This is a genomic window from Bradyrhizobium sp. SZCCT0148 (genome assembly GCF_018129985.1).
Classification (GTDB): Bacteria; Pseudomonadota; Alphaproteobacteria; order Rhizobiales; family Xanthobacteraceae; genus Bradyrhizobium; species Bradyrhizobium japonicum_H.
The window spans coordinates 62,325-89,166 of sequence record NZ_JAFCKT010000001.1; the positions used below are offsets into that span (position 1 = coordinate 62,325).

The following is a 26,842-nucleotide window of genomic DNA, read 5'->3' on the forward strand; positions in this document are numbered from 1 at the left end:
TTGCCATGGAACTTGCGACTCAGCGCTGCTGTCGCCTAGGTTCCCCTCGCATTGTCGATCAAATTTATCGCAGGGGAATAAGATGAATCGCCGTCATGCTCTGAAGGCTCTCGCCGGTCTTGCGCTCTGTCCGGTGTGCAAGCCGAGCTTCGCCGCCGAGGGCGCGCATTGGGGCTATGAGGGCGTCGGCGGCCCGGCCAAATGGGGCGATCTCGATGCGGCCAACAAGGCCTGCGCGATCGGCCTGCAGCAATCGCCGATCGACATCGAGGGGACGATCAAGTCGCAATTGCCGGTCCTGAGGCTGAACTGGGGCAAGAGCGCCGACACCATCGTCAACAACGGGCACACGATCCAGCTCAACTTCGCCGAAGGCAGCACGTTGATGCTCGGCGACGTCAAGTACAAGCTTCTTCAGGTGCACTTCCACCGCCCGAGCGAGCACCAGATCGGCGGCAAGAATTTCCCGATGGAGGCGCATTTCGTCCATCGCAACGAAGCCGGCGGCCTCGCCGTGGTCGGTGTGCTGATGGCCGAGGGCAGGCCGAATCCGGCTTTCGGCAGGATCGTCAAGACCATGCCGGCAGCGGAAGGTGCCGCGGTGAAAGCGGATGCGGGCATCGATCCGTACGCCATGCTGCCAACGAAACTCAGCTACTTCCGCTATCCCGGTTCGCTGACGACGCCGCCCTGTTCGGAAGTGGTCGAATGGCTGCTGCTGACCACACCGATCCAGGTGTCGGCCGCCGACGTCGCCGCGTTCGCAAAGCTCTATCCTATGAACGCGCGTCCGGTGCAGAAGGACAACAGGCGCTACGTGCTGAAGTCGATCTGAGCGGCGTCACTCCGGGACGTCGCGACCTGGTTCGATGTCATTCCCGCGAAGGCGGGGAATCCAGGACGCCGCGGCGTCTCGATTCCATGACCACGACCTCTGAAATACTGGATCGTCCGCCCCAGTGCGCAAATGCGCACAAGGCGGACGATGACATCGGGAGTGAGCCTCAAGCGCTCCTTGCCAGCGCGCCGTCGATCATGTTGACCGCATTCTGCACGCCGTACACCGCGACGAAGGAGCCGAAGCGCGGGCCCTTCTCCTGGCCGAGCAGCACCTGGTAGAGCATGTTGAACCAGTCCAGCGTGACGCCGGGACGGCCGTCCTTGCCCTTCTTGATCTGGTCGAGGAACGGCTCGCGGCGGCCGATCTCGTAGACGACGTTCTGGATGTCCTCTGGCGTTGCGTCCTGCGACAGCTGCGATAGCGCATCGCGCAGATCCTGCAGCGCGGCGCGCTCAACCTCGGTCGGTTCTCGAAACTGCTTCGTCGGCGCGACGAAGTCGCGGTAATAATTGATGGCGTAGCCGACCATTGCATCGAGCTTCGGATGCGTCTGCGGGTTCACGCCCGGACGATAGCGGCCGATGAAACCCCACAGCGTCTCGGCGTTCTCCGCGTTCGACGATGACACCAGCGTCAGCAGCAGCTGGAAGGTGACGGGCATGTCGCCCTGCGGCGGCTTGCCGTTGTGGATGTGCCAGACCGGATTGCCGAGCTGCTGCTTGTCGTCCTGCTTGGGAAAGCCATCAATGAATTGCTGATAGTCGTCGACCTGGCGTGGGATGACGTCGAAAAACAGCCGCTTGGCCGCCTTCGGTTCGCGATACATGAACAGCGACAGCGATTCCGGCGAGGCATAGCGCAGCCATTCGTCGATGGTGAGGCCGTTGCCCTTCGACTTCGAGATCTTCTGGCCCTTCTCGTCGAGGAAGAGCTCGTAGTTAAAACCTTCCGGCGGCGTGCTGCCGAGCGCCTTCGCGATCGCGCCGGAGAGCTTCACGGAGTCGATCAGATCCTTGCCGGCCATTTCGTAGTCGACGCCGAGCGCGACCCAGCGCATCGCCCAATCGGCCTTCCACTGACACTTGACGTTGCCGCCGGTGACCGGCGTTTCGACTTCCTGGTTGGTGTCGGGGTCGAGATAGGTCACCGTGCCGGCCGCGACGTCGCGGCGGATCATCGGCACCTGCAGCACGACGCCGGTGGTCTTGCTGATCGGCAGGAACGGCGAATAGGTGGCGCGGCGATCGGGCCCCAGCGTCGGCAGGATGATCGCCATCACCTTGTCGTAGACGGCGAGCATCTTGAGCAGCGTCGCGTCGAAGCGGCCTGACGTGTAATAGTCGGTCGAGCTCGCGAACTCGTAGTCGAAGCCGAAATGATCCAGAAATGCGCGCAGCCGCGCGTTGTTGTGCGCGCCGAAGGAGGGATACTCGTTGGAGAACGGGTCCGGCACCCGCGTCAGCGGCTTGCCGAGATGCGCGGCCAGCATCTCCTTGTTCGGCACGTTGTCCGGGACCTTTCGAAACCCGTCCATGTCGTCGGAGAACGCGAGCAGGCGCGTCTTGATCTTGTCCTCGGTCAGCACGCGGAAGGCATGGCGCACCATCGAGGTGCGCGCGACCTCGCCGAACGTGCCGATATGCGGCAGGCCTGACGGTCCGTAGCCGGTCTCGAACAGCACCTCGTCCTTCGGGCTTTTCTTCAGCCGCGCGACGATGGCCTTGGCCTGCTCGAACGGCCAGGCGTTGGATTGTTCGGCGAGCGCACGCAAATCGCTCGGGCTCATGTTGGGATCGATAACGGACATCAAGGGGCCTCCGGGCCGCGGAAAATAGCGATTTCCGGGCAGAATGCAAAAACGGTCTTAATTGTCATTCCGGGGCGCGCCACTGGGCGCGAGCCCGGAAGCCATACTCCCGACTGGTGGTTATGGATTCCGGGCTCACGCTTCGCGTACCTCGGAATGACGACCGATGGCTAGAACGGGCTCACCGAGAAATAGCGCAGCCACAGATCGGTGTAGCGGCCTTTTTCCCAGACTCTGAACAGGGCCCAGTTCAGGGCCTGGCGCAGCACGTCGTTGCCCTTGCGCACGGCGATGCCGATGCCTTCGCCGAAGAAACGGCTCTCGACGAAGGGACCACCTGAGAAGGCGCAGCAATCGCCGGAATCGGTGCCGTTGATCCAGAACGCGAGCGAGATGGCATCACCGAAGATGAAATCGACCTCGCCCTTGCGCAAAGCGGTGCGGAGCGCGTCGTCGTTGGGATAGGGGTGCAACTCGGCGTCGGTGAACATCGCCTTGAGATAGGCCTCGTGCGCGGAGCCGGCGATCACGCCGACCTTCTTGCCCTCGAGATATTCGGGCCGGATCTCCGGCATCACCGCGTCCTTGCGCGAGACGAAGCGCGCCGGCACCCGGTAATAAGGATCGGTGAAGTCGACGCGGGCGCGCAGCTGCGGGCTCGCCGCCATCGAGGCGATGATGGCGTCGCCGCGGTTGGAGGAGAGCGCGTCCACCAGGGTCTCGAAGCGGCGCATCTGCACCGTGCAGGTAACCTTGATCTCCTCGCACAGGCTGCGTGCGAGATCGACGTTGAAGCCGGCCGGGTTGCCGTCGGCGCCGGTGAAATTGAACGGCGGATAGTCGGTCTCGGTCAGGAAGCGGATCACGGTCAGGCGCGACAGGTCCGGCCGCTCCGGCCGCCGCCGCGGATCCCAGAAGCCCGGCACGGCCTGCGGGGCGGCCTGCGCGGCTCGGGGTGCGGCTTGCGGCGTCGCCTGGGGCGCCGACGGGGGAGGCGGCTGCTTGGCCGGGGTCTGGGCCTCGGCGTCGGGCAAGCCTGCGAGCAGGCAGGCACCGACCGCCAGCCCCGTCAGCAAGCTACGGGCCGATTTGGACGATTTCGCCTGTTGCGATGGAGCCATCGGCCGGAAATGAACTGATATCATTGGGAACGGAGGGCGTTATAGACCATCCCGCCGGGAACGCGAGGGCGGAATGTGGTGACGGTGCGCTCCCTCCCCCGCTTGCAGGGGAGGGTCGGGGAGAGGGTGTTTCCGAGCCCCTAAATGGATAAGCCCCCACCCGCCGCGCGCTTCCGCGCGTCGACCTCCCCCGCAAGCGGGAGAGGTTGCAGCGGCGTTCGCGGCTCGATCAGCCCTCAAAGATACTTCTTCAAATCCGCCGCCGCCTCGTCCGGTGTCCGCTTCAGATTGAACGGGGAGACGAAGCGGCCGTCGCGGTCCATCAGGTAGATCAGCGCGGTGTGGTCCATGGTGTAGTCGCCGTCCTTGGTCGGGACCTTCTTGGCGTAGACCCGGTAGGAGGTGATGACCTTGGCGGTCTCGGCGGGATCGCCGCTGAGGCCTTCGAGGTGCGGGTCGAAGCTCGACAGATAGTCCTTCATGGTCGCCGGCGTGTCGCGTTCGGGATCAACCGAGATGAAGACGGCATTGACCTTGTCGGCATCCTTGCCGAGCGCGCGCAGCACTTCCGAGATCTCGAACAGCGAGGTCGGGCAGACGTCGGGGCAATGGGTGTAGCCGAAGAAGATCAGGGTGGGCTTGCCCTTGAGGCTTTTGTCGGTGACCGCCTTGCCGTTCTGGTCGGTCAGCTGGAACGGGCCGCCGATCGCGGCCGGCTGCGCCACCTTGCTGACCCCGCCCATGGCCCAGAACATGATCAGGAGGCCGGCAACGAGGCTTGCGGCGAAAGCGGTCGCGATCACCAGCGGACGGGTGGCGGAACTCATGAGCGGAAAACTTCCTGTGGCCGATCAGAAGCAGGCGGCGAAGCCGGTCCTGATCATTTCGAAGAACATCTGCGTGCCGTAGTGGAACCACAGCGCCAGCGCGCCGAGCACCAGCAAGCCGCCGATCCCCGCGCCCGCCAACAGCAGCACGAACGGCGTGCGGCCGGCAGTGGGCGAATTGTCCTGTAGCGGATGCGATGGGTGCAGCGGTTGAGCCATGACAACGATCGGGGCGAAGGCCCCGGTTCCCAACCTCAAATAAGCCTTAGCCCGCCTGCGGGCAAGGCGCCGCTGGCGGGCCGGCGGTCGGTCAGGCAGAGAAGGTCAGCGCAGCTGGCCCCGCGCGGAATCGATCCGGTCCGATTGCGGAAGCGACCGGCGCGACGGCTTGATGGCCGAGGCCTGCGCGTCCAGGTAGCAGGGCTTGTACATGGCCTGGAGCTGCTTGCCCTTCAGGAACAGCATATGCGGAGTGAGGCCGCCGCGCTGGTTGATCCAACGCTTCACCTGCGAAGGATACATCATATAGAGCATCTGGGTCGCTTCGGTGTTGGTGACGGCGCGGCCGTTGCTGCCGAAATCCCAGGCGGCGTGGAAGCCGAGCGTCGCGCTCGAGGTCACGCAGATGCGATCATGGGGAATGGCGCCGAGGACGATGGTGCAGGCCGAAGCGCAGAGGCCATCGATGATGACGGTGTCGCCCGACTGCCTGAGGTCCTGGTATTTGTCGACGTAGGTTCCGATCCGGCCACCGCGGTCATCCGCGATTCGAACCACCGCGTGAGAAGCCCCCATGCATGCGATGAGGAGAACTGCCGCCAGCAACCCCGTCAGAAACTTCATTGTCCCCGCCCCAGTCGAATTCGAATCTGCGTGTCAGGTGATGATGCGCGGCTAGCGTCCGTCGTAACCGAGGTTTTGTCTAGGCGGACCGGCTCGCTCAAAACAAATTCAAATCCAGTGTTGCGGCGGTGCTGCACTTGGCGGGCCCCTATCCCAAAGTGGAACAAGTTAATGATGTCTTACGCGCCAAACCCTTGATCTCAGTTACAACCGCTGGCTTCAATCCGGGCAAATACAGGGGATTTCATGGAGGGGGATACAAATGGCTGAAGAGACCGACGTCATCGTCGTCGGCGCCGGCCTGTCGGGACTGGTCGCCGCAACCGAGATCGCCGACGCAGGCAAGCGCGTCATCGTGGTCGACCAGGAAGGCGAGCAGTCGATCGGCGGCCAGGCGTTCTGGTCGTTCGGCGGATTGTTCCTGGTCGATTCGCCGGAGCAGCGCCGGCTCGGCATCAAGGATTCCTTCGACTTGGCCATGCAGGACTGGATCGGTGCCGCCGGCTTCGACCGCGACGAGGATTTCTGGCCGCGGCAATGGGCCGAGGCCTATGTGGCGTTCGCGGCCGGCGAAAAGCGCGCCTGGCTGCGGGCGATGGGTCATCGCTTCTTTCCGGTGGTCGGCTGGGCCGAACGCGGCGGCTATGACGCGATGGGCCACGGCAATTCGGTGCCGCGCTTTCACGTCACCTGGGGCACCGGCCCCGGCATCGTCGAGCCGTTCGAGCGCCGGGCGCGCGAGGCCGTGAAGAGCGGCCGGTTGGTCTTCAGGTTCCGTCACCGCGTCGATGCGCTCTCCATCACCAACGGCACGGTAGATGGCGTCAGCGGTGCCGTCCTTGCGCCCGATCCGATCGAGCGCGGCAAGAGCACCTCGCGCAATGTCGTCGGCGAATTTGCGCTGAAGGCGCAGGCGGTAATCGTGGCGTCCGGTGGCATCGGCGGCAATCACGAGCTGGTCCGGCAGAATTGGCCGAAGCGGCTGGGTGAGCCGCCGAAATTCATGATCTCGGGCGTGCCCGAACATGTCGATGGCCGCATGATCGGCATCACCGAGACGTCAGGTGCGCGGCTGATCAATCGCGATCGCATGTGGCATTATGTCGAGGGCATCCAGAACTGGAATCCGATCTGGCCGCGCCACGGCATCCGCATCCTGCCCGGCCCCTCCTCGATGTGGTTCGATGCCACGGGCACGCGATTGCCGGCGCCGCTGTTCCCGGGCTCGGACACGCTCGGCCAGCTCAAATACATCATGTCGACCGGCTATGATTATTCCTGGTTCATCCTGACCCAGAGCATCATCAAGAAGGAGTTTGCGCTGTCGGGCTCGGAGCAGAACCCCGACCTGACCGGCAAGAGCTGGCGCATGACCTTGCGGCGCGCCACCAACAAGGGGGCGCCGGCGCCGGTCGAAGCATTCAAAAGCCATGGTGTCGATTTCATCGTGCGCGACAAGATCGAGGACCTCGTCGCGGCCATGAACAAGCTTGCCGGCAGCGACCTCCTCAAGCTCGAGCACATCAGGATGCAGATCGAGGCGCGCGATCGCGAGATCGCCAACCCCTACGTCAAGGATGCGCAGGTCATGAACATCCACAATGCGCGCCGCTATATCGGCGACAGGTTGATCCGCACGGCCTCCCCGCACCGGATCCTGGATTCCGCGCAGGGGCCGCTGATCGCGGTCAAGCTCAACATCCTCACCCGCAAGACGCTGGGCGGCTTCGAGACCGATCTCGAGTCCCGTGTGTTCGGCAGCGAGGGCAGTGTCATTCCCGGGCTCTATGCGGTCGGCGAAGCCGCCGGCTTCGGCGGCGGCGGCGTGCACGGCTATCGCTCGCTGGAGGGCACCTTTCTCGGCGGCTGCCTGTTCTCGGGTCGCAATGCGGGCCGGTCCGCCGCCAAGGCGGTGGGCTGAATTGTTCGGCCCGCTTCGGTAAGCCGCGCATGCGTTGCCAGCGACGCATGCACCGCCGGGGTGGCAGGGCGTGAGGCGCTGGGCTAGACAGGGGCGCCATTCCAGTGAGGAGCTACCAATGAGCATTCAGCGTTTCGAAACCGGCCCGCGCATGAGCCAGGTCGTCGTGCACGGCAACACCGTCTATCTCGCCGGCGTCGTCGCCAACAACGCGGCCGGCGAAAGCGTGACGAAGCAGACCCAGGACATCCTGAAGACCATCGACGGCCATCTCGCCAAGGCCGGCACCGACAAGTCCAAGCTGCTTTCGGCCACGATCTACATCACCGACATGAAGACCTTCGCCGAGATGAACGCGGTGTGGGACGCCTGGGTGTCGGCCGGCAATACTCCCGCCCGCGCCACCGTCGAGGCCAAGCTGGCGGCGCCGCAATACACCGTCGAGATCATGGTCACGGCTGCGAAGTAATTTCGCAAAACAACGGACATGCAAAGAGAGCGCGATGGCGACGTCATCGCGCTCTCTTTTTTGCGTAACGATGACCTCTCGGGTAATCGATCGGCGCTCCCGAACCTTCGATAGTGACGGCAGCCAATACGGCGTCATCGAAGGAGAGCATCATGACCGACCCCATCACCATCGCCCAACGCTACGTCGAGCTCTGGAACGAACGCACCGCCGGACGCCGCCGCGAATTGCTGAGCGAGAGCTGGACGAATGATGCGAGCTATGTCGATCCCTTGATGAAGGGCGACGGCCGCGACGGCATCGAGGCGCTGATCTCAGGCGTGCAGCAGCGTTTTCCCGATTTCAGGTTCAAGCTGATCGGCGAGCCCAACGGCTACGGCGACCACGTCCGCTTTTCCTGGGGCCTTGGTCCCGACGGCGCCGACAGCCCGATCAAGGGCACTGATTTTGCCGTGCTGAAGGACGGCCGGATCAGAAGCGTGACAGGATTTCTGGATCAGGTGCCGGCGGGGGCGTGAGATCTCCGACCCGCCTCGTACAGGCGGCCGGAACCTTACAGACGATCACAAGAGGTCGTCATGCCCGGGCTTGTCCCGGGCATCCACGTTCTCAGTGCTACACGCAAGGCGTGGATGGCCGGGCTTGATGTTTAGCCCGGCCATGACGGTATGGGGGACCAGCGTGCTTCAATGGATGGCGCATGAGCGATTGCTCGGCCGCCCGGCGCGGAGGGCAGCACCCCTCGACGAAACCGCCCTCACGGCTTACCTGTCATGGTGTGACGCGCCGCATTCTCAAACCTCGGGCCGAAACGCCTGCGCTGCTACCCGAGCGCTTCAACGCGTGGTTCGCAGCCCGCGGCTGGTCACCGCGCACGCACCAATTGGCGCTGCTGGAGAAGGCCCGTGAGGACCGCTCCGCGCTGCTGATCGCACCGACCGGTGCCGGCAAGACGCTGGCGGGATTTCTGCCGACACTGGTGGAGCTTTCGCTACAGCCGATCGAGCGGGAGACCAGCGAGAAGAAAAGCCTCGTCTCCACCGGCCGCAGCGTGCAACGGTCCGGCGGCCTGCACACGCTCTACATCTCACCGCTGAAGGCGCTCGCCGTCGATATCGCGCGCAATCTGGAGCGGCCGATTGCGGAGATGGGCCTGCCGATCAAGGTCGAGACCCGCACCGGCGACACGCCGGTGTCGCGGCGCCAGCGGCAGCGGCGCTATCCGCCGGACGTGCTGCTGACGACGCCCGAGCAGCTCGCGCTGCTGCTGTCCTCGGATGACGCGCCGTTCCTGTTCGCCTCGCTGAAGCGCATCGTGCTCGACGAACTGCATGCGCTGGTGACGTCCAAGCGCGGCGATCTGCTCTCGCTCGGGCTGGCGCGGCTGTGGCGGCTGGCACCGCAGATGCGCGCGATCGGCCTGTCGGCGACGGTGGCCGAGCCTGATCAGCTCGCGCGCTTCCTGGTGCCGCAGCCCGACGGCAAGGAGACCGCCGCCGACATCGTCGTTGCCGGCGGTGCCGCGCCACCCGAGGTGGAGATGCTCGATACGCGCGAGCGCCTGCCCTGGGCCGGCCACAGCGCGCGCCACGCACTCCCCGAGATTTACGAGCTGATCAAGGCGAACAAGACCACGCTGGTCTTCGTCAACACCCGCAGCCAGGCCGAGATGCTGTTCCAGAATCTCTGGAGCATGAACGACGACGGCCTCGCAATCGCGCTGCATCACGGCTCGCTCGACGTCTCCCAGCGCCGCAAGGTCGAGGACGCCATGTCCGCAGGAAAGCTGCGCGGCGTGGTCTGCACCTCTTCGCTCGATCTCGGCGTCGACTGGGGTGATGTCGATCTCGTCGTCAATATCGGCGCGCCCAAGGGCTCCTCGCGCCTGATGCAACGGATCGGTCGCGCCAACCATCGCCTCGACGAAGCCTCGCGCGCGGTGCTGGTACCGGCCAACCGTTTCGAAGTGCTGGAGTGCCACGTCGCGATCGACGCCATTGCCGAGAACGCGCAGGACACGCCGCCCTTGCGCAAAGGTGGCCTCGACGTGCTGGCCCAGCATGTGCTGGGCTGTGCCTGCGGCGAGCCGTTCCTCTCCGATGACCTCTATGCCGAGGTGCGCACCGCCGCGCCTTACGCCGACTTGTCGCGTCCGGATTTCGACGATGTCGTCGATTTCGTCGCCTCCGGCGGCTACGCGCTAAAGACCTACGAACGCTTCGCCCGCATCAAGCAGGACAAGGAGGGTCGCTGGCGCGTCGCCAATCCCAAGGTGCGGCAGAGCTACCGCATGAATGTCGGCACCATCGTCGAGGATGACATGCTGAAGGTGCGCCTGGTGCGCTCGCGCGGCGGCGGCCATGGCAAAGCCGGCGGTTCCACGGGCGTGATCGCGCGGGGCGGCCGGCTGCTCGGCGAGATCGAGGAGGCCTTCATCGAGGGCCTCTCGCCCGGCGATACCTTCGTATTCTCAGGCGAGGTGGTGCGCTATGAGACCCTGGTCGAGGACCAGGTCTATGTCTCGCGCGCGCACGACAAGGACCCGAAAGTGCCGTCCTATATGGGCGGAAAATTCCCGCTCTCGACCTATCTCGCCGAACGCGTGCGCCGGCTGCTCGATGACGCGCGCGCATGGCGCGGCCTGCCGGAGCAGGTGCGCGACTGGCTGTCGCTGCAGAAGGACGTCAGCAGCGTGCCGGCGGTGCGCGAGCTCCTGGTCGAAAGCTTTCCGCGCGCCAACAAGCACTACATCGTCTGTTATCCCTTCGAGGGACGCCTCGCGCATCAGACGCTCGGCATGCTGCTGACGCGCCGGCTCGAGCGCGCCCGCGCCCGGCCCCTCGGCTTTGTCGCCAACGAATATGCCGTTGCGATCTGGGCGCTCGGCGATCTCTCCTCCATGATCCGCAATGGCCGGATCGATCTCAATGCGCTGTTCGACCCCGATATGCTCGGCGACGATCTGGAGGCCTGGCTCGCCGAATCCGCCCTGATGAAGCGCACCTTCCGCAACTGTGCGATCATCTCCGGCCTGATCACACGCCGGCATACCGGCGAAGAAAAGAGTCGCCGCCAGGTGTTGTTCTCGACCGATCTCGTCTACGACGTGCTGCGCAAGCATCAGGCCGATCACGTCCTGTTGCGCGCCGCGCGGGCCGATGCCGCCACCGGCCTGCTCGATCTGCGCCGCCTTAGCGACATGCTGATGCGCATCCACGGCCGGATCACCCATCGGGAACTCGACCGCGTTTCCCCGCTGGCCGTCCCCGTGATGCTGGAAATCGGTCGCGAGTCAGTTTATGGCGAAGCTGCAGATGAGCTTTTGGCCGAAGCCGCCGATGAACTCGTCAAAGAAGCGATGGACAGAAGCGGGTAAGACGTGACGATTGGCGCGCAGGTTTCAGGGGACGACGACGACATGCGCGTGTCCACAGTCACCATCAGCGAGGTGACCTTCGCCGCCGATCTCTCCGGCGCGCTGTTCTGGGAAGAGCAGCGTTTGCTCGTCGTCTCCGACCTGCATCTGGAAAAAGGCTCCAGCTTCGCCGCCCGCGGCGTGCTGCTGCCGCCTTACGATACGCTGGCCACGCTGAGCCGTCTTGCTGCTGCCATCTCCCGCCATGATCCGCGAACCGTGATTGCACTCGGCGACAGCTTTCATGATCGAACCGCGCATGAGCGGCTGTCGTCGGACAATCGCGATGCGGTCGCAGCGCTCCAGACCGGCCGCGACTGGATATGGATCTCTGGCAATCACGATCCGATGCTGCCTAGCGATCTCGGCGGCGCTGTCGCCGACGAAGTCGCGATCGGCCCGATTACTTTCCGTCACGAGCCGACTGGTGCGTGCGGCGAGATCGCCGGCCATCTCCATCCCAAGGCGCGCGTCTCCGCGCGCGGCCGCTTCATGGAGCGGCGCTGCTTTGCCTCCGACGGGATGCGCGCGGTGATGCCGGCATTCGGCGCCTATGCGGGCGGCCTCAACATCCGTGACGTCGCATTTGCGAAGATCTTCCCGAAGAATGGCTTCATTGCCCATCTGCTCGGCGATCGCCGCGTTCATGCGATTGCGGCCTCGCGGTGTTCCTGAAATTGAGGCGGGGTCCAGAACAAATTAAGAACACTTTAGCAAGTCTTTGATATATCATTGTGATTCGGCGAGTTGCCGGCACAATATCTAGCGTCTGTCAGACTTTGCGAGGACTACATGTCCACCATCGCCTTCGATCAATTTGCCCTCACCCGGATCGCCGATTTCGCGCGCTCGCTGTCGCGGCTGCATCAGGCGGCGCGGCGCCAGCGCATCGACGACGACCAGTTCGACCGCGAGTTCAACGCGGTGTGCCAGTCGATCTGGGGCTACACCATCGACGACGTCAGCGACGATCTGTTCTCGACCGAGGATCATCTTTTCCTGGACACGCTGGACGAAGCCCATGCGCGCATCTTCGCGGCCGAGCAGGGCTATGACCTCGTCGGCGATCAGGGCATGCTGACGGACTGGTGGGGCTTCTGCTGGATGATCCTGGCCGAGAAGCGCGGGCTCCTGACCCCGGACAACCGCGCCGCCGCGCGCGCGGCGATCGAAGAGAAATATCTGGCGGCGCCGAACGTGATCGGCGTGATCATCGGACGATAACGCGACAACCTCCGTCATTGCGAGGAGCTCGCGACAAAATTGCGCAGCAATCTTGCGCTGAAGCGACGAAGCAATCCAGAGTATCTCTGCAGTGGGATTCTGGATTGCGTCGCTTTCGCTCGCAATGACGGTTTGGTCAGAGTTGTGGCTTAATCCAATCCCGCCCGCTTCGCCGGCTTCTGCGCCGTCGTCTTGGGCACCGTCACATCCGGCAGCGTCTCACGCACGATCTCCGCGGCAGGCGCATCCGCCGACACCGTCTCTGCCCGCACCGGGGCCACCTTCATCTCGCCGAGGCGGGCGCGGACCTGAGCGGTGAGGCCGGGATAGGACGCAACAGGGGTGAAATCCGCGGCCTGATCGTTGCCGACGCGGATGCCGGTATAGGCGACGAGGCCGTCGGTGGTGGCAATCACGTCGCCGGCCTTCAGCGAGGAGTCCAGCGCGAGATCGACCGGGGCAAGGCCGACCGGCTCGCGGCCGTTGCAGGTGCAGTCCGAACGCAACGCCTTGCGGTAGGCGAAGGCGTTCTCGCTGTCGGCGTAACGCTCGCCGGTCTGAGACGCCGCACCGTCGATCGAAGAGCCGAAATAAACCTTGGTCGCGCTGGCAGGACAGAACGCCTGACACATCTGTGCCGGCGAGGCGAGGCCGCGCATCAGCGGAAAATATTTGCCGTCGCAGCTGCGCACGCAGAAGGCCGGGCCGGAGCCCCCGGCCGCGGCCGCGCGCGTCGGCGGCACATATTGCGGAGTGGCGGCATTCTGCTGGCCGGTGAACGGATCGGCGTAGGAACTCGCCTGCTGCGGCACCTCGCGCTGCGGCCGTTGCTGCTGCTGCATGCCGCCGAAGAAGAAGTCGAACAGGCCTTCGGCCGAAACCGGGGCCGGCGCCGCAAGCAGCGGTGCTGCAAGGGTGGCGGCTACAAGCATCGCGCGTCGCCGCCGGCGCGCATGGGACATGACTGTACGCAACGCTCACTCCACCCGACGCTACGGAACTGGCCGGGACCCCAAGGGGATCTCAGCACATGATTCACCATAAAGCGGGATGGTAAATGAGCGGTTGAAGCGGATGGTCTCGTGCCCCGGACGCGGCACAGCGCCAGGCACTTCGCGTCGAGGTGCGCTGCAGAGCCGGGGCCGTGTCGATGGGAAGCGAGGCTGGGTCCCGATTCCGCGTCGCAGCGTTACACGCTGCGCCGCGCCCGGGACACGAGGACTGGATCAGGCCTTCAAGAACTCCGACGCCTTGTACAGCGAGCGGAACGGCAAGCCGGCCGCACCGAACGTGTCGGTGGCGCCTTCCTCGCGGTCGACCATGGTCAGCACCAGCACCACCTCGGCGCCGGTCTCGCGCACAGATTCCACCGCCTTCATGGCCGAGCCGCCAGTGGTGGTGACGTCCTCGACGATCACGACGCGCTTGCCCTCGAGCGTTTCGCCTTTTGGCAGGCCTTCGATCGCGAGCTTGGCCCCGTGCTCCTTCGGCTTCTTGCGCACGAAGAACGCCGCGATCGGGTGGCCCTTGATCCAGGAGATCTGCGCCAGCGCGCCGGCGAGCGGCACCGCGCCCATCTCGAGGCCGCCGATGAAATCGAGATTGTCGTCCTTCAGCGCCTCATAGGTCAGCTCGGCGAGCAGGGTTGCTCCCTCCGGGTCGAGCATGGTCGGCTTGAGGTTGAAGTAGAAATCGCTCTTGCGGCCCGACGCGAGCGTCACCTCGCCGCGGCCGAAGGAGCGCCGGCGGATGATTTCGAACAGTCGGGCGCGGGAGGCTGATTTCGACACGGCGGTCCCTCGGGAGCATTTTTGAAAGTGGCGGAATTTATCCGCGACGGCTGCGACATTCCAGAGGGGGCGTCCCTCGTCAACAGGGATCGGCCATCCCGGACCGCTGGTTGTGGGGGCGCGACGTTCTGGAGTAGGTGGGATGCCAAACTGGTTGGGGAAGGAAGCAAGGCATGACCATCGAGCTGCACACCTGGAACACGCCGAACGGCCGCAAGATCTCGGTCGCGCTGGAGGAAATGGGGCTGCCCTACAAGGCGGTCCCGGTGAACATCACCAAGGGCGAGCAGATGGCGCCGGAGTTCCTGAAGCTGTCGCCGAACAACAAGATCCCGGCGATCGTCGATCCCGAGGGTCCGGACGGCAAGCCCGTCAGCATCTTCGAATCCGGCGCGATCCTGCTCTATCTTGGTGAAAAGACCGGCAAATTCCTGCCGAAAGCGCTCGGTGCCCGAATCCCGGTCTATGAATGGCTGATGTGGCAGATGGGCGGCTTTGGCCCGATGCCCGGCCAGGTGCACCATTTCATCGCGCTCGAAAACGAGCAGGACCGCGCTTACGGCCTGAAGCGCTACATGGCAGAGACGCGCCGGCTCTACGGCGTGCTCGACCGCCGGCTGGCGGACCACGAATTCGTTGCCGGCGCCCTCTCGATTGCCGATTTTGCCATCCTGGGCTGGGCCTGGCGCCACCCTCGCCACAAGGTTGAGCTGACCGACTTCCCCAACGTCAAGCGCTGGTACGAGGCGCTGATGGCAAGGCCGGCGGTGAAGCGGGGCATGGAAGCGAAGCTGGATTGATTTGGATGCTGTCGTCACCCGCCCTGTGCGCACTTGCGCACTGGGGCGGGTGACCCAATACGCCGTGACGCCAGTGATCGAGCCGAGAACCCGCGGAGTACTGGATGCCCGCCTTGGCGGGGCAAGACAGTGTCGCGCCTCAAACCTTCCGCGCTTCCACCGCCATCCGCACCGCAAGGCCGGCCAGCACCGTGCCCATCAGCCAGCGCTGCACCAGCATCCAGTTCGGCCGGTTCGCCAGGAACAGCGCGATCGATCCGGCCGCGAGCGCGATCATCGCGTTGACGCTGACGCTGATCGCGATCTGGATCGCGCCCAGCACGATCGACTGCGTCAGCACGCTGCCGGCCGCGGGATCGATGAACTGCGGCAGCAGCGCCAGATACAGCATCGCGATCTTCGGGTTGAGCAAATTGGTGACGAAGCCCATCGCGAACAATTTGCGCGGGCTGTCGATGGTAAGCTGCTTCACCTGGAACGGCGACCGTCCGCCCGGTTTCACCGCCTGCCAGGCGAGCCACAGCAGATAACCCGCGCCGGCAAAGCGCAGTGCGTCATAGGCAAAGGGAATGGCGAGCAAGAGTGCCGTGATGCCGAACGCCGCGCACAGCATGTAGAACACGAAGCCCAGCGCGACGCCGCCGAGCGAGACGATGCCGGCCGCCGGGCCCTGCGTGATCGATCGCGAGATCAGATAGATCATGTTCGGTCCCGGGGTGAGCACGAGACTGAGGCAGACGAGGGCAAAGCCGAGCAGGGCGGAAGTGTGGGGCATGAGCGAACCGGTGCGAAGATGCACTGGTTCTAATATGCGAGGCGAAGCGCGGCCATCGCGCAATTGCTCGGAGGACAATTCAACTCGCGTGTCCCGGACGCGGCGCAGAGCCGGTATCCAGTTGGCGCGGCGTGAGCCCGATCAGCAGCGCATCACGCCGCGAAGTGCGGCGCACTGCGCAGCATCAGGGACAAGCAGCCTCAATGCGCCTCGTCCCAATTGTTCGCCGCGCGCGCATCGACGTGCAGCGGCACCGAGAGCAGCACGGCCGGGAACGGCGCGTCCTGCATGACGTGCTGCACGACCGGCAGCGTTGCTGCGACCTCGGCGTCCGGCACCTCGAAGATCAACTCGTCGTGCACCTGCAGCAACATCTGCGCCGACAGCTTCTTCTCGGCGAGCGCATCCTCGACCCGCGTCATGGCGCGGCGGATAATGTCGGCCGCGGTGCCCTGCAGCCGAGCATTGATCGCGGCGCGCTCGTTGAAGGCGCGCACCGAGGCGTTCGACGCCTTGATATCGGGATAGTGCATCTTGCGGCCGAACAGCGTGGTGACGTAGCCGTGGCTGCGGCAGAAGTCGCGCGTCTCATCCATGTAGGCGCGGATGCCGGGGAAGCGCTCGAAATATTTCTTGATGTAGGCCGAGGCTTCCTCGCGCGCGATGCCGAGCTGGTTGGCGAGGCCGAAGGCCGAGATGCCGTAGATGATGCCGAAATTGATCGCCTTGGCGCGGCGGCGGATCTCGCTCGGCATGCCCTCGACCGGCACGCCGAACATTTCCGACGCGGTCATGGCATGAATGTCGAGCCCGTCGCGGAACGCCTGCTTCAGCACCGGAATGTCGGCGATCTCCGCGAGCAGCCGCAACTCGATCTGCGAATAGTCGGCGGAGACCAGCTTGTGCCCGGGCGTCGCGATGAAAGCGCGGCGGATCTTGCGGCCGTCCTCGGTACGAACAGGGATGTTCTGCAGATTGGGCTCGTTCGACGACAGCCGGCCCGTAGTGGTCGCGGCCAGCGCGTAGGTCGTATGCACGCGATGCGTCTGCGGATTGACGTAGGTCGGCAGCGCGTCGGTGTAGGTCGATTTCAGTTTCGAAACCTGGCGCCACTCCAGGATCTTCTTCGGAAGATCGTGGCCCTGCTCGGCGAGCTCGTCGAGCACTTGGGCGGTGGTCGACCATGCGCCCGTCTTGGTCTTGGTGCCGCCGGACAGTCCCATTTTGCCGAACAGGATGTCGCCGATCTGCTTGGGGCTGCCGACATTGACCGGCTCGCCAGCGATCTCCTGGATCTCGGCCTCGACGCGCGCTGCGGTCTGGGCGAAGTCGCCCGAGAGTCGCGACAGCACCTGGCGGTCGATCGAGATGCCACGCCGCTCCATGCGCGCAAGCACGGCGACCAGCGGCCGCTCCAGCGTCTCGTAGACCGTGTTCATGTGCTCGGCGACCAGGCGCGGCTTCAACACGCGCCAGACGCGCAAGGCGACGTCGGCGCCTTCGGCCGACAGCGCCGCGGCCTTGTCGATCGGCACCTGGTCGAACGTGATCTTGCCCTTGCCGCTGCCGAGCAGCTCGCTCTCCTTCAGCATGGCATGGCCGAACCAGCGCTCGGACAGCGATTCGATCGCGTGCGAGCCGCGGCCGGCGTCGAGCACGTAGGAGATCAATTGCGCATCATCGGTGTTGCGCAAGGTGATGCCGTGCTGCGCGAGCATCACGGCGGTGAATTTGAGGTCGAAGCCGATCTTGAGAATGCCCGCCGATTCCAGCACGGGCCGCAGCGCCTCGATCGCATCTTCGTGCTTGACCTGGTCGGGTGCGAGGCCGGCGTCGAACAGGCCGGCGCCGCCGCCGGATTGCTTGTGCGCCAGCGGCACGTAGCAGGCCTCGTTCGGCGCCAGCGCGAGCGCGATGCCGCAGAAATCGGCCTGCATCGGATCGATCGAGTTTCCGCGGATCTCGACCGCGATATGGCCGGTATCATGAATTCGCGCGATGAAGGCGTTGAGCTCCTTGAGCGACTTGATCGTCTGGTATTTGCTTCGGTCGACGGGAAGCTTGCGCAGGGCCTCTTCGCGCGCGGCGGCGAGCGAGATCGGCGCGCCCTTCGGGCTCGCGGCCTTGTCCTCCTTGCCCGCCGCCTTGTTGGGCTCTTTCGCCCGGGCTTGTCCCGGCGTATCGCCTCCCGGCGCGGGCACGACGTCCGAGGCCGGGAGCGTCGTGAAGACGCTGGCGCCGCTGGCATAGCCGGGGTCGGCATCGACGTTGGCCGGATCGATTTGAGAATATTCGGCCACGCGCCGCGTCAGCGTGGTGAATTCCATTGCCTTGAGGAAGGCGACCAGCTTGCGCGCATCAGGCTCGTGAACCGCGAGGTCGTCCAGCGGCACCTCGAGGTCGACCTTGTCGTCGAGCAGCACGAGCTGCCGCGAGATCCGCGCCTTCTCGGCATTCTCGAGCAGCGCCTCGCGCCGCTTCGGCTGCTTGATCTCGGTGGCGCGGAACAGCAATTGGTCGAGGTCGCCATATTCGGTGATCAACTGCGCGGCGGTCTTGATGCCGATGCCGGGCACGCCGGGCACGTTGTCGGTGGAGTCGCCGGCCAGGGCCTGTACCTCGACCACCTTCTCCGGCGGCACGCCGAACTTCTCGATCACCTCGGGGACGCCGATGCGGCGATCCTTCATGGTGTCGTACATCATGACCTTATCGTTCACGAGCTGCATCAAATCCTTGTCGGAGGACACGATGGTCGTGGTGGCGCCGCGCTCGCTGGCCTGCCGCGCATAGGTCGCGATCAGATCGTCGGCCTCGAAGCCGCCCTGTTCCAGGCACGGCAGATCGAAGGCGCGCACGGCCTCGCGGATCAGTGCGAATTGCGGAATCAGGTCGTCCGGCGCCGGCGCGCGGTGGGCTTTGTATTCCGGATAGATCTTGTTGCGGAAGGTGACCTCCGACTTGTCGAACACGATGGCGAGGTGCGTCGGCCGGTTGTCCTCGGGCATCTCGCGCAGCAGCTTCCACAACATGTTGCAGAAGCCGAGCACGGCATTGACCTGCAGCCCGTCGGACTTGCGGTTCAGCGGCGGTAGCGCGTGATAGGCGCGGAAGATGTAGCCGGAACCGTCAACCAGGAACACATGATCGCCCTTGCCGGCCGCCTTGGCCGCAACCGGTTTGGCAGCAGCTGTCGCAGCAGCGGGCTTGGTATCGGTGGCTTTGGACGCAGCAGCCTTGGTGTCAGCTTTGGCGGTGGTCTTCGGGGAGCTTTTTGGCATGGCCGCAATGTATGAATTTTTGCGGGTTTTGACAGCCTTGGAAGGGTGATTTTTGGCTTGCGGATGCCGCTATCCCCACTGTCATCCCGGGGCGCGCGAAGCGCGAGCCCGGGATGACGTGGAGCGAGGCTACTCCGCCGCCTGCAACACCGGCCCCGCCTTCTTCGGCGCGATCCAGAACGCCTCTGGCCGCTCGAAGAGGAAATGGGCGTGCAGCCGCAGCGCCACCTGCCAGATCGCGAGCGCGCCGAGCACGCCGGCGACGGTGACGATCAGCGACACCGTGCCGATGTCGGGGATGATGCCGGTGCGCAGCAGCAGCGTCCGCGTCGCCGCCATCTGCAGGAAGAAGGCGAGATAGATCACGATCGAATGCTCGCCGCAGAAGCGGAAAAAGTTCAGCCACTGTGCGCGTGCGAGCAGCGTGCCCGTGGTGATGATGGCGCAGGCACCGGCAAAGCCGAGCACGAGCGAGACGATTTTCCACTCGCTGGCCCCCGAGGCGACCAGGCCGGCATTGACCAGCGCCCACGTCGCGAGCGCTGCAAGCGCAAGCGCCGGGTGCTTACGCGCGCGATCCGACAGTGCGAACACGTAAGGCGCGAACAGATAGCCCGAATAGAAATAGACGAAGCGGGCGCAGAACTCGTCGATCGCGGTCCAGCCGGTGGAGATACGGGCGGTCTCGAGTGCGGCTGCGACCAGCCAGATCACGAGCGGCGGGAATTTGCGTGTCAGTTTTGTGACGACGAAGAAGATCGGCAGCAGATAGATGAACCACAGCGTACCGAAAGGCTCCACGAAGGATTCGAGATACAAGAGGCCAACGTGGTGCCAGCTCGTCTCTGCCGCGAAAGCGGGCGCCTTGAAGCCGAACTGGATTGTCACCCAGACGACATAGAAATAGGCGAAATGCACCACCTTGCGGTCGAGATAGGTTCGCCAGTCCCGGTCGATCACCAGCGGCAGGAACAGGCCCGAAATCAGGAAGAAATCCGGCATCCGGAACGGCTTTGCGAAGGCCACGGCGACATGCATGAAACCGGTCTGGCCGGCGGCGAGCTCGACCCCCAGCACCGAATGCATCATCACGACCATGACGATGCAAATGCCCTTGGCGTAGTCGATCCAGTCGACACGCGCGGCCGCCGGGCTCTCTAAGCCTCCGGCCGCGGCGATTGTGCCGAATGAGGTCATGATGTCCCTTTTCGAGGCGATGTTCCGCCCAAGAGCGAGGCAGTATGGCGGTGTCTGGTTTCGGTCCCCTTTACTGTACAATTCGCATGCCGGCTTTCCGGCTGCTTTTCTTGGGCTGACCTCTTCCCCGAGGACCTCAAAATGCTCTAAGACCGCTGCAAAGCAGCATCATTCGTTAACCAAAGCAGGGATTTTCATGCGTATCGCGATGATCGGCACGGGCTATGTGGGACTGGTGTCCGGTGCCTGCTTTGCCGATTTTGGTCACGACGTGACCTGCGTCGACAAGGACGAGAAGAAGATTGCGGCGCTCCACCGCGGCGAGATTCCGATCTACGAGCCCGGGCTCGATGAGCTGGTCGCAACCAACGTCAAGGCCAAGCGGCTCGACTTCACCACGGACCTGTCGAAGCCGGTCGCGGACGCCGATGCCGTGTTCATCGCGGTCGGCACGCCGTCCCGCCGCGGCGACGGCCACGCCGACCTGTCCTACGTCTATGCCGCAGCGAAAGAGATCGCGCGGTCGCTCACCGGCTTCACCGTCGTGGTGACAAAGTCGACCGTGCCAGTCGGCACCGGCGACGAGGTCGAGCGCATCATCCGCGAGACCAATCCCGACGCCGATGTCGTGGTCGCCTCCAACCCGGAATTCCTGCGCGAGGGCGCGGCGATCCGCGACTTCAAGTTTCCCGATCGCGTCGTGGTCGGCACGTCCGACGAGCGCGGCCGCAAGGTGATGGGTGACATCTACCGTCCGCTGTCGCTGAACCAGGCGCCGTTGATGTTCACGGAGCGCCGGACCGCCGAGATGATCAAGTACGCCGCCAACGCGTTTCTCGCGACCAAGATCACCTTCATCAACGAGATCGCCGATCTTTCCGAGAAGGCCGGCGCCAACGTGCAGGAGGTCGCGCGCGGCATTGGCTTGGACAACCGCATCGGGACAAAATTCCTGCATGCCGGTCCCGGCTTCGGTGGCTCCTGCTTCCCGAAGGACACCAAGGCGCTGATCAAGATCGCGCAGGATTACGATGTCTCCCTGCGCATCGTCGAATCCGTCCTGGCGGTCAACGAGAACCGCAAGCGGGCGATGGCGCGCAAGGTGAGCCAGGCGCTCGGCGGCAATCTGCGCGGCAAGACCATCGCGGTGCTCGGCCTCACCTTCAAGCCCGATACCGACGACATGCGCGATGCGCCGTCGATCCCGCTGGTGACGGGCCTGATCGACATGGGCGCGAAGGTCAAGGCGTTCGATCCCGTCGGCATGGAGCAGGCCAAGGGCGAGCTGCCCGACATCACCTATTGCGAGGACGCCTATTCCTGCGCCGAAGGTGCCGATGCGCTCGTCATCGTCACCGAATGGGTGCAGTTCCGTGCGCTCGATCTCGACCGGCTGAAGACCGTGATGGCGCAGCCCGTCGTCGTCGATTTGCGCAACATCTACCGTCCCGAGGAGATGGTCGCGGCCGGTTTCACCTATGACAGCATCGGTCGGCCGCCCGTGCAGGGCTGATCGTACACATCTCCTTGAATTGCCGTCATGGCCGGGCTTGTCCCGGCCATCCACGTCTTGTTCACTGCCAGATGAAAGAACGTGGACGCCCGGCACAAGGCCGGGCATGACGACGGGATCATGTCTTGCCCCGCAGCTTCGACGCGCCCTTACCCATCGATGCCGTGCTCGACGACCTCTCGCGCACGCTGGAGGCGCATAACGCCGCCGTGCTGGTGGCGCCGCCCGGGGCCGGCAAGACCACGCGCGTGCCGCTCGCGTTGCTCGATGCGCCCTGGGCGAAGGGCAAGAAGATCATCGTGCTGGAGCCGCGCCGAATCGCCGCGCGTGCCAGCGCCGATCGCATGGCCAAGTCGCTGGGCGAACGCGCCGGCGAGACCGTCGGCTACCGCGTCCGGTTCGGCTCCAAGATCTCGCGCGCGACTCGCATCGAGGTGGTGACGGAGGGCATCTTCACCCGCCAGATCCTCGACGATCCCGAATTGTCAGGCGTTGCCGCCGTCCTGTTCGACGAATTCCACGAGCGCTCGCTCGATGCCGACATGGGCCTCGCGCTGGCCCGCGACGCCCAGACCGGCCTGCGCGAGGACCTCCGGATTCTCGTGATGTCCGCCACGCTCGATGGCGCACGCGTCGCAAGGTTGCTGGGCAATGCGCCCGTCGTCGAAAGCGAAGGCCGCGCCTTCCCGGTCGAGACGCGCTATCTCGGCCGCAAGGCAGATGCGCCGATCGAGCGGCAGATGGCGGATGCCATTGCGTCCGCGCTGCGCGCCGACGGCGGCTCCGTGCTCGCTTTCCTGCCGGGAGCTGCCGAAATCCGCCGCACCCAGAATTTTCTCGGCGAGCGCGTGCAGGATGCCTCGATCGAGATCGTGCCGCTGTTCGGCGCGCTCGACGCCGCCGTGCAGGACCGTGCGATTTCGCCTGCGCCCAAGGGCATGCGCAAGGTGGTGCTGGCAACCTCGATCGCGGAGACTTCGCTGACCATCGAAGGCGTGCGCATCGTGGTCGATTCCGGGCTGGCCCGCGTGCCGCGCTACGAGCCCGACATTGGGCTGACACGGCTCGAAACCGTGCGCGCCTCGCGCGCGGCGGTGGACCAGCGCCGCGGCCGCGCCGGCCGCACCGAGCCGGGTGTCTGCTACAGGCTCTGGGACGAGCCGCAGACGGCTTCGCTGGCGCCTTACACCCAGCCGGAAATCCTCAGCGCCGACCTGTCCTCGCTGGTGCTTGATCTCGCGCAATGGGGCGTCGCTGATCCCTCAGCGCTGTCGTTCCTCGATCCGCCGCCGGGGCCCGCGTGGAAAGAGGCAAAAAGCCTGCTCGAAGAGCTCAACGCACTCGATGGCGACGGCCGCATCACCGCAGAGGGAAAAAGCCTGCGTGCGCTGGCGCTGCCGCCGCGGCTGGCACGTATGATCGTGGATTCGCATCGCGCCGGCGAGGGCGAAGCCGCCGCCGAGATCGCGGCCATCATCACCGAGCGCGGGCTAGGCGGCGATAGCGTCGATCTCGAGCACCGGCGCGACCAGTTCCGCCGCGACCGCTCGCCGCGCGCTGCCAGCGCGCGCGATCTGGCGCGGCGTTGGGCCTCGCAAGTGGGAGCTTCAGAGAAGGCGGGACCGCAGGAGGGGCTCTCGACCGGTTTGATGCTCGCCTATGCGTTCCCGGACCGCGTCGCGCGCAACCGAGGAAATGGCAGTTTTGTGCTTGCCAACGGCCGCGGCGCCGCGGTCGAGCAGACCTCCTCGCTCGCCCGCGCTTCCTACATCGCGATCGGCGAGATGACGGGGACGGCGGCGAGCGGACGTATCCTGCTCGCGGCACAGATCCGCGAAGACGAGATCGAGCGGCATTTCGCCGAGCATATCGAGGCCGCCGACGAGATTACCTTCGATCACGGCGCGATGGCGCTGCGCGCGCGGCGCAAGCGCGTGCTGCATGCGATCACACTTTCCGAAGCGACGATGGCCGTGTCGCCCTCCGAGGACACCGCGCGCATCCTCGCCGACGGATTGATTGCCGCCGGCCTCGATCGGCTGCCCTGGTCGAAGGCCGCCAAGCAATGGCGCGATCGCGTGATGTTCCTGCGGAAGGCCGAGGGCGACAGCTGGCCCGATCTCACGGACGACGGGTTGATCGCGCGGCGTGACGACTGGCTGGTGCCGGCGCTCTATGACAAGATCGCGCTGAAAGACATCTCGCCCGGCGATCTCTCGGACGCGCTGATGGCGCTGCTGCCGTGGGAGATGCGCGCGCGGCTCGACCGCGAGGCGCCGACGCATTTCGAGGCGCCGACCGGAAGCGTGCTCGCGATCGACTACGAGGCCGAGCAGGGGCCGACCATCGCGGTGCGGCTGCAGGAATTGTTCGGTCTCAACACCCATCCCTCGGTCGCCGCCGGCAAGGTGCCGCTGGTGCTGGAATTGCTGTCGCCGGCGCAGCGCCCGGTGCAGGTGACGCGCGATCTTCCCGGCTTCTGGCGCGGCAGCTACGCCGCGGTCCGTTCCGACCTGCGCGGCCGCTATCCCCGTCATCCCTGGCCGGACGATCCGGCCAGCGCAGTGCCGACCCGACGTGCCAAACCGCGCGGGACGTGAAGTCGCATTAACCGTCCGCTCATCCTTTTCGTCAAAATAGCGTCGCTCCGACCGCGGCAACGCTCGCGGCCTGGCGTGTCGCGTGGTGAAATCGGGCTTTCCGGCCCGGAAGTGGTGTGATGCGTAACATTATGATCATCGCAGCCGTCATGATCGGCCTCGGCACCTTCATGGCGCAGATGGCGGACAAGATGAGCTCGGCTTCCGCCACGTCGGCGCCGCGTACCACGATCGCGGTCGCAGCGGCTGCGCCGGCCGCGGGCCGCAGTCTTGCCATTCCCCGCGATGGTCGCGGTCACTTCCAGACCGAGGGCCGGATCGACGGCCAGCGCATCGGCTTCATGCTCGACACCGGCGCCTCCGTGGTTGCGCTGAATGAGACCTCGGCGGCCCGCTTTGGCCTGCGCCCTTCTCGCAGCGATTACAACGCCACCGTTTCCACCGCCAACGGCACCATCAAGGCTGCGCGCACCCGCATTGCGATGCTTGAGGTCGGGGGTCTGGTCGTGCGCGACGTCGACGCCATGGTGCTGCCGGACGAGGCGCTGTCGGAGAATTTGCTCGGCCTCTCCTTCCTCTCCCGCCTGAAGCGGTTCGAATATTCCAACGGCCAGATGGTGCTGGAGCAATAGGCGGAGCCTGTTGCGATCAAGCGCCGCCCATTTCAAGAACGAGTTCTTCGCTTCGGCCGCCTTCGCGGTAACGTTTCTTCGTTACCAAACTGCCGCAATTATCGTCGATAAGCCTGCATTCCCGCCTTCCGCTGCGGCCCGGCATTCGCTAAGGCTGCCTCAACTCCCGCCATTTTCGCGAGACTGTCTCAATGTTCCCGAAGCCGAAATCCGTATTGTTGCCCAACACTTACGCCTTCGAATCCGAGCCGATGGTGAAGCCGACGGGCTTTCGCGAATACGACGCGCGCTGGTTGTTCCAGAAGGAAATCAACCTGATGGGTGTGCAGGCGCTCGGCATGGGGCTGGGGGCGCTGATCGCCGAACTCGGCGTCAAACAGGAGATCGTCACCGGGCACGACTTCCGCGGTTATTCGGCCTCGATCAAATACGCGCTGATCTCCGGCCTGATGGCGGCGGGCTGCAAGGTGCACGACATCGGCCTCGCGGTGACGCCGATGGCCTATTTCGCGCAATTCGATCTCGACGTGCCCTGCTGCGCGATGGTGACTGCCTCGCACAACGACAATGGCTGGACCGGCGTCAAGATGGGCGCCAACCGTCCGCTGACGTTCGGGCCCGAGGAGATGACGCGGCTGAAGGAGATCGTGCTCAATGCCGATTTCAAGAACAAGGCGGGCGGCTCCTATCAGTTTCACGAGAATTATCCGGCGCGCTACATCGCCGACCTCACCAATCGTCCGAAGTTGAAGCGCAAGCTTAAAGTCGTCGCGGCCTGCGGCAACGGCACCGCCGGCGCGTTTGCGCCGCAGGTGCTGGAGGCGATCGGCTGCGAGGTGATTCCGCTCGACACCGAGCTCGACCACACCTTCCCGAAATACAATCCGAACCCCGAAGACATGGAGATGCTGCACGCGATCCGCGACGCGGTGCTGCATCATAAGGCCGATGTCGGCCTCGGTTTCGATGGCGACGGCGACCGCTGCGGCGTCGTCGACGATACCGGCGAGGAGATCTTTGCCGACAAGGTCGGCGTGATGCTGGCGCGCGACATGTCGGCGATCCACAAGGACGCGCATTTCATCGTCGACGTGAAGTCGACCGGCCTGTTCGTCACCGACCCGGTGCTGCAGAAGCAGGGCGCCAGAACCGACTATTGGAAGACCGGACATTCCTACATGAAGCGCCGCACCAACGAGACGGGTGCGCTCGCGGGCTTCGAGAAGTCCGGCCACTTCTTCTTCAACAAGCCCTATGGCCGCGGCTATGACGACGGCCTGGTTTCGGCGCTCGCGATCTGCGACATGCTCGACCGCGCGCCGGGCAAGTCGATGGCGGACCTGAAGAACGCGCTGCCGAAGACATGGTCGTCGCCGACGATGTCGCCGCATTGCGCCGACGAGACCAAATACGGCGTCATCGACCAGGTGGTGAAGCACTTCGAGGACTTGCAGGCCAAGGGCGCCAAGATCGGCGGCCAGGCGATCCGCGATCTCGTCACCGTCAACGGCGTGCGCGTCACGGTCGAGGATGGCAGCTGGGGCCTGGTACGCGCCTCCTCCAACAAGCCCGAGCTCGTCGTGGTGGTCGAGAGCCCGGTCTCCGAGCAGCGCATGCACGACATGTTCGAGATGGTGAACAGCGTGCTGCGCACGCATCCCGAAGTCGGCGAGTACAATCAGAAGATCTGAGCCGGAGCCGAAGCGTTCGTCCGCCCCGGCCTTCCGATCCGATCACTGACGTCACGAAATACTGGATTGCCCGGTCGAGCCGGGCAGTGACACGT

General features: G+C 64.9%; 22 protein-coding genes. 12 read left to right on the plus strand and 10 right to left on the minus strand.

Annotated elements, in window-relative coordinates:
• Positions 1 to 82 precede the first annotated feature (82 nt).
• The gene (locus JQ580_RS00305; RefSeq protein ID WP_212277757.1) at positions 83 to 835 is read left to right on the plus strand and encodes a carbonic anhydrase; all 753 of its coding nucleotides are present in this window, start codon (positions 83 to 85) and stop codon (positions 833 to 835) included.
• A gap of 169 nt (positions 836 to 1,004) precedes the next feature.
• Here the strand turns inward: JQ580_RS00305 and JQ580_RS00310 are convergent, their stop codons facing one another.
• From JQ580_RS00310 to JQ580_RS00330, 5 genes are all read right to left on the minus strand, one after another.
• A complete protein-coding gene (locus JQ580_RS00310) occupies positions 1,005 to 2,648 on the minus strand; it encodes a lysine--tRNA ligase (protein ID WP_212277759.1) in 1,644 nt (547 codons plus the stop codon).
• Positions 2,649 to 2,818: 170 nt separating this feature from the next.
• A complete protein-coding gene (locus JQ580_RS00315; RefSeq protein ID WP_212277761.1) occupies positions 2,819 to 3,769 on the minus strand; it encodes a transporter substrate-binding domain-containing protein in 951 nt (316 codons plus the stop codon).
• 236 nt (positions 3,770 to 4,005) lie between these two features.
• Positions 4,006 to 4,596 carry an SCO family protein gene (locus JQ580_RS00320; RefSeq protein ID WP_212277763.1) on the minus strand — a complete coding sequence of 197 codons (591 nt, stop codon included), beginning with the start codon at positions 4,594 to 4,596 and terminating at the stop codon, positions 4,006 to 4,008.
• Positions 4,597 to 4,620: 24 nt separating this feature from the next.
• The gene (locus JQ580_RS00325) at positions 4,621 to 4,815 is read right to left on the minus strand and encodes a hypothetical protein (RefSeq protein ID WP_028140870.1); all 195 of its coding nucleotides are present in this window, start codon (positions 4,813 to 4,815) and stop codon (positions 4,621 to 4,623) included.
• Positions 4,816 to 4,920: 105 nt separating this feature from the next.
• Entirely contained in the window at positions 4,921 to 5,439 is a 519-nt protein-coding gene (locus JQ580_RS00330; RefSeq protein ID WP_212277765.1) for a hypothetical protein, read from the minus strand.
• A gap of 262 nt (positions 5,440 to 5,701) precedes the next feature.
• Between JQ580_RS00330 and JQ580_RS00335 the strand changes: the two genes are divergently transcribed.
• From JQ580_RS00335 to JQ580_RS00360, 6 genes are all read left to right on the plus strand, one after another.
• The gene (locus JQ580_RS00335; RefSeq protein WP_212277767.1) at positions 5,702 to 7,360 is read left to right on the plus strand and encodes an FAD-binding dehydrogenase; all 1,659 of its coding nucleotides are present in this window, start codon (positions 5,702 to 5,704) and stop codon (positions 7,358 to 7,360) included.
• Positions 7,361 to 7,478: 118 nt separating this feature from the next.
• Positions 7,479 to 7,829 carry a RidA family protein gene (locus JQ580_RS00340; RefSeq protein ID WP_212277769.1) on the plus strand — a complete coding sequence of 117 codons (351 nt, stop codon included), beginning with the start codon at positions 7,479 to 7,481 and terminating at the stop codon, positions 7,827 to 7,829.
• 152 nt (positions 7,830 to 7,981) lie between these two features.
• Positions 7,982 to 8,347, plus strand: a complete 366-nt coding sequence (locus JQ580_RS00345; protein ID WP_212277771.1) for a nuclear transport factor 2 family protein — start codon at positions 7,982 to 7,984, stop codon at positions 8,345 to 8,347.
• 260 nt (positions 8,348 to 8,607) lie between these two features.
• Positions 8,608 to 11,205 carry a ligase-associated DNA damage response DEXH box helicase gene (locus JQ580_RS00350; RefSeq protein ID WP_212279163.1) on the plus strand — a complete coding sequence of 866 codons (2,598 nt, stop codon included), beginning with the start codon at positions 8,608 to 8,610 and terminating at the stop codon, positions 11,203 to 11,205.
• 42 nt (positions 11,206 to 11,247) lie between these two features.
• Positions 11,248 to 11,919 carry a ligase-associated DNA damage response endonuclease PdeM gene (gene pdeM, locus JQ580_RS00355; protein WP_212277773.1) on the plus strand — a complete coding sequence of 224 codons (672 nt, stop codon included), beginning with the start codon at positions 11,248 to 11,250 and terminating at the stop codon, positions 11,917 to 11,919.
• A gap of 117 nt (positions 11,920 to 12,036) precedes the next feature.
• The gene (locus JQ580_RS00360; RefSeq protein ID WP_038973194.1) at positions 12,037 to 12,468 is read left to right on the plus strand and encodes a hypothetical protein; all 432 of its coding nucleotides are present in this window, start codon (positions 12,037 to 12,039) and stop codon (positions 12,466 to 12,468) included.
• A gap of 149 nt (positions 12,469 to 12,617) precedes the next feature.
• Here JQ580_RS00360 and JQ580_RS00365 read toward each other — a convergent pair whose 3' ends face one another.
• Together JQ580_RS00365 and pyrE are read right to left on the minus strand one after the other, a co-directional pair.
• Positions 12,618 to 13,400 (minus strand): DUF2865 domain-containing protein, encoded by a 783-nt coding sequence (locus JQ580_RS00365; RefSeq protein WP_212277775.1) that lies wholly within the window; start codon positions 13,398 to 13,400, stop codon positions 12,618 to 12,620.
• Positions 13,401 to 13,694: 294 nt separating this feature from the next.
• Positions 13,695 to 14,258, minus strand: coding sequence for an orotate phosphoribosyltransferase (pyrE, locus tag JQ580_RS00370; RefSeq protein ID WP_212277777.1), 564 nt, complete (start codon positions 14,256 to 14,258; stop codon positions 13,695 to 13,697).
• A gap of 173 nt (positions 14,259 to 14,431) precedes the next feature.
• On the opposite strand from pyrE, the gene JQ580_RS00375 reads away from it, so the two are divergent.
• Positions 14,432 to 15,058, plus strand: a complete 627-nt coding sequence (locus JQ580_RS00375; RefSeq protein WP_212277779.1) for a glutathione S-transferase family protein — start codon at positions 14,432 to 14,434, stop codon at positions 15,056 to 15,058.
• A gap of 139 nt (positions 15,059 to 15,197) precedes the next feature.
• Here JQ580_RS00375 and JQ580_RS00380 read toward each other — a convergent pair whose 3' ends face one another.
• From JQ580_RS00380 to JQ580_RS00390, 3 genes are all read right to left on the minus strand, one after another.
• The gene (locus tag JQ580_RS00380) at positions 15,198 to 15,833 is read right to left on the minus strand and encodes a LysE family translocator (protein WP_212277781.1); all 636 of its coding nucleotides are present in this window, start codon (positions 15,831 to 15,833) and stop codon (positions 15,198 to 15,200) included.
• A gap of 200 nt (positions 15,834 to 16,033) precedes the next feature.
• Positions 16,034 to 19,114 (minus strand): DNA polymerase I, encoded by a 3,081-nt coding sequence (gene polA, locus JQ580_RS00385; protein WP_212277783.1) that lies wholly within the window; start codon positions 19,112 to 19,114, stop codon positions 16,034 to 16,036.
• Positions 19,115 to 19,243: 129 nt separating this feature from the next.
• A complete protein-coding gene (locus JQ580_RS00390) occupies positions 19,244 to 20,311 on the minus strand; it encodes an acyltransferase family protein (protein WP_212277785.1) in 1,068 nt (355 codons plus the stop codon).
• Between the two features lie 196 nt (positions 20,312 to 20,507).
• Between JQ580_RS00390 and JQ580_RS00395 the strand changes: the two genes are divergently transcribed.
• From JQ580_RS00395 to JQ580_RS00410, 4 genes are all read left to right on the plus strand, one after another.
• Positions 20,508 to 21,824 carry a UDP-glucose dehydrogenase family protein gene (locus JQ580_RS00395; RefSeq protein ID WP_212277787.1) on the plus strand — a complete coding sequence of 439 codons (1,317 nt, stop codon included), beginning with the start codon at positions 20,508 to 20,510 and terminating at the stop codon, positions 21,822 to 21,824.
• A gap of 125 nt (positions 21,825 to 21,949) precedes the next feature.
• A complete protein-coding gene (gene hrpB / locus JQ580_RS00400) occupies positions 21,950 to 24,424 on the plus strand; it encodes an ATP-dependent helicase HrpB (protein WP_212277789.1) in 2,475 nt (824 codons plus the stop codon).
• A gap of 119 nt (positions 24,425 to 24,543) precedes the next feature.
• Positions 24,544 to 25,056 carry a TIGR02281 family clan AA aspartic protease gene (locus JQ580_RS00405; protein WP_212277791.1) on the plus strand — a complete coding sequence of 171 codons (513 nt, stop codon included), beginning with the start codon at positions 24,544 to 24,546 and terminating at the stop codon, positions 25,054 to 25,056.
• Positions 25,057 to 25,247: 191 nt separating this feature from the next.
• Positions 25,248 to 26,747: a phosphomannomutase/phosphoglucomutase gene (locus tag JQ580_RS00410; protein ID WP_212277793.1), complete on the plus strand. Its 1,500-nt coding sequence runs from the start codon at positions 25,248 to 25,250 to the stop codon at positions 26,745 to 26,747.
• Positions 26,748 to 26,842: the final 95 nt, after the last annotated feature.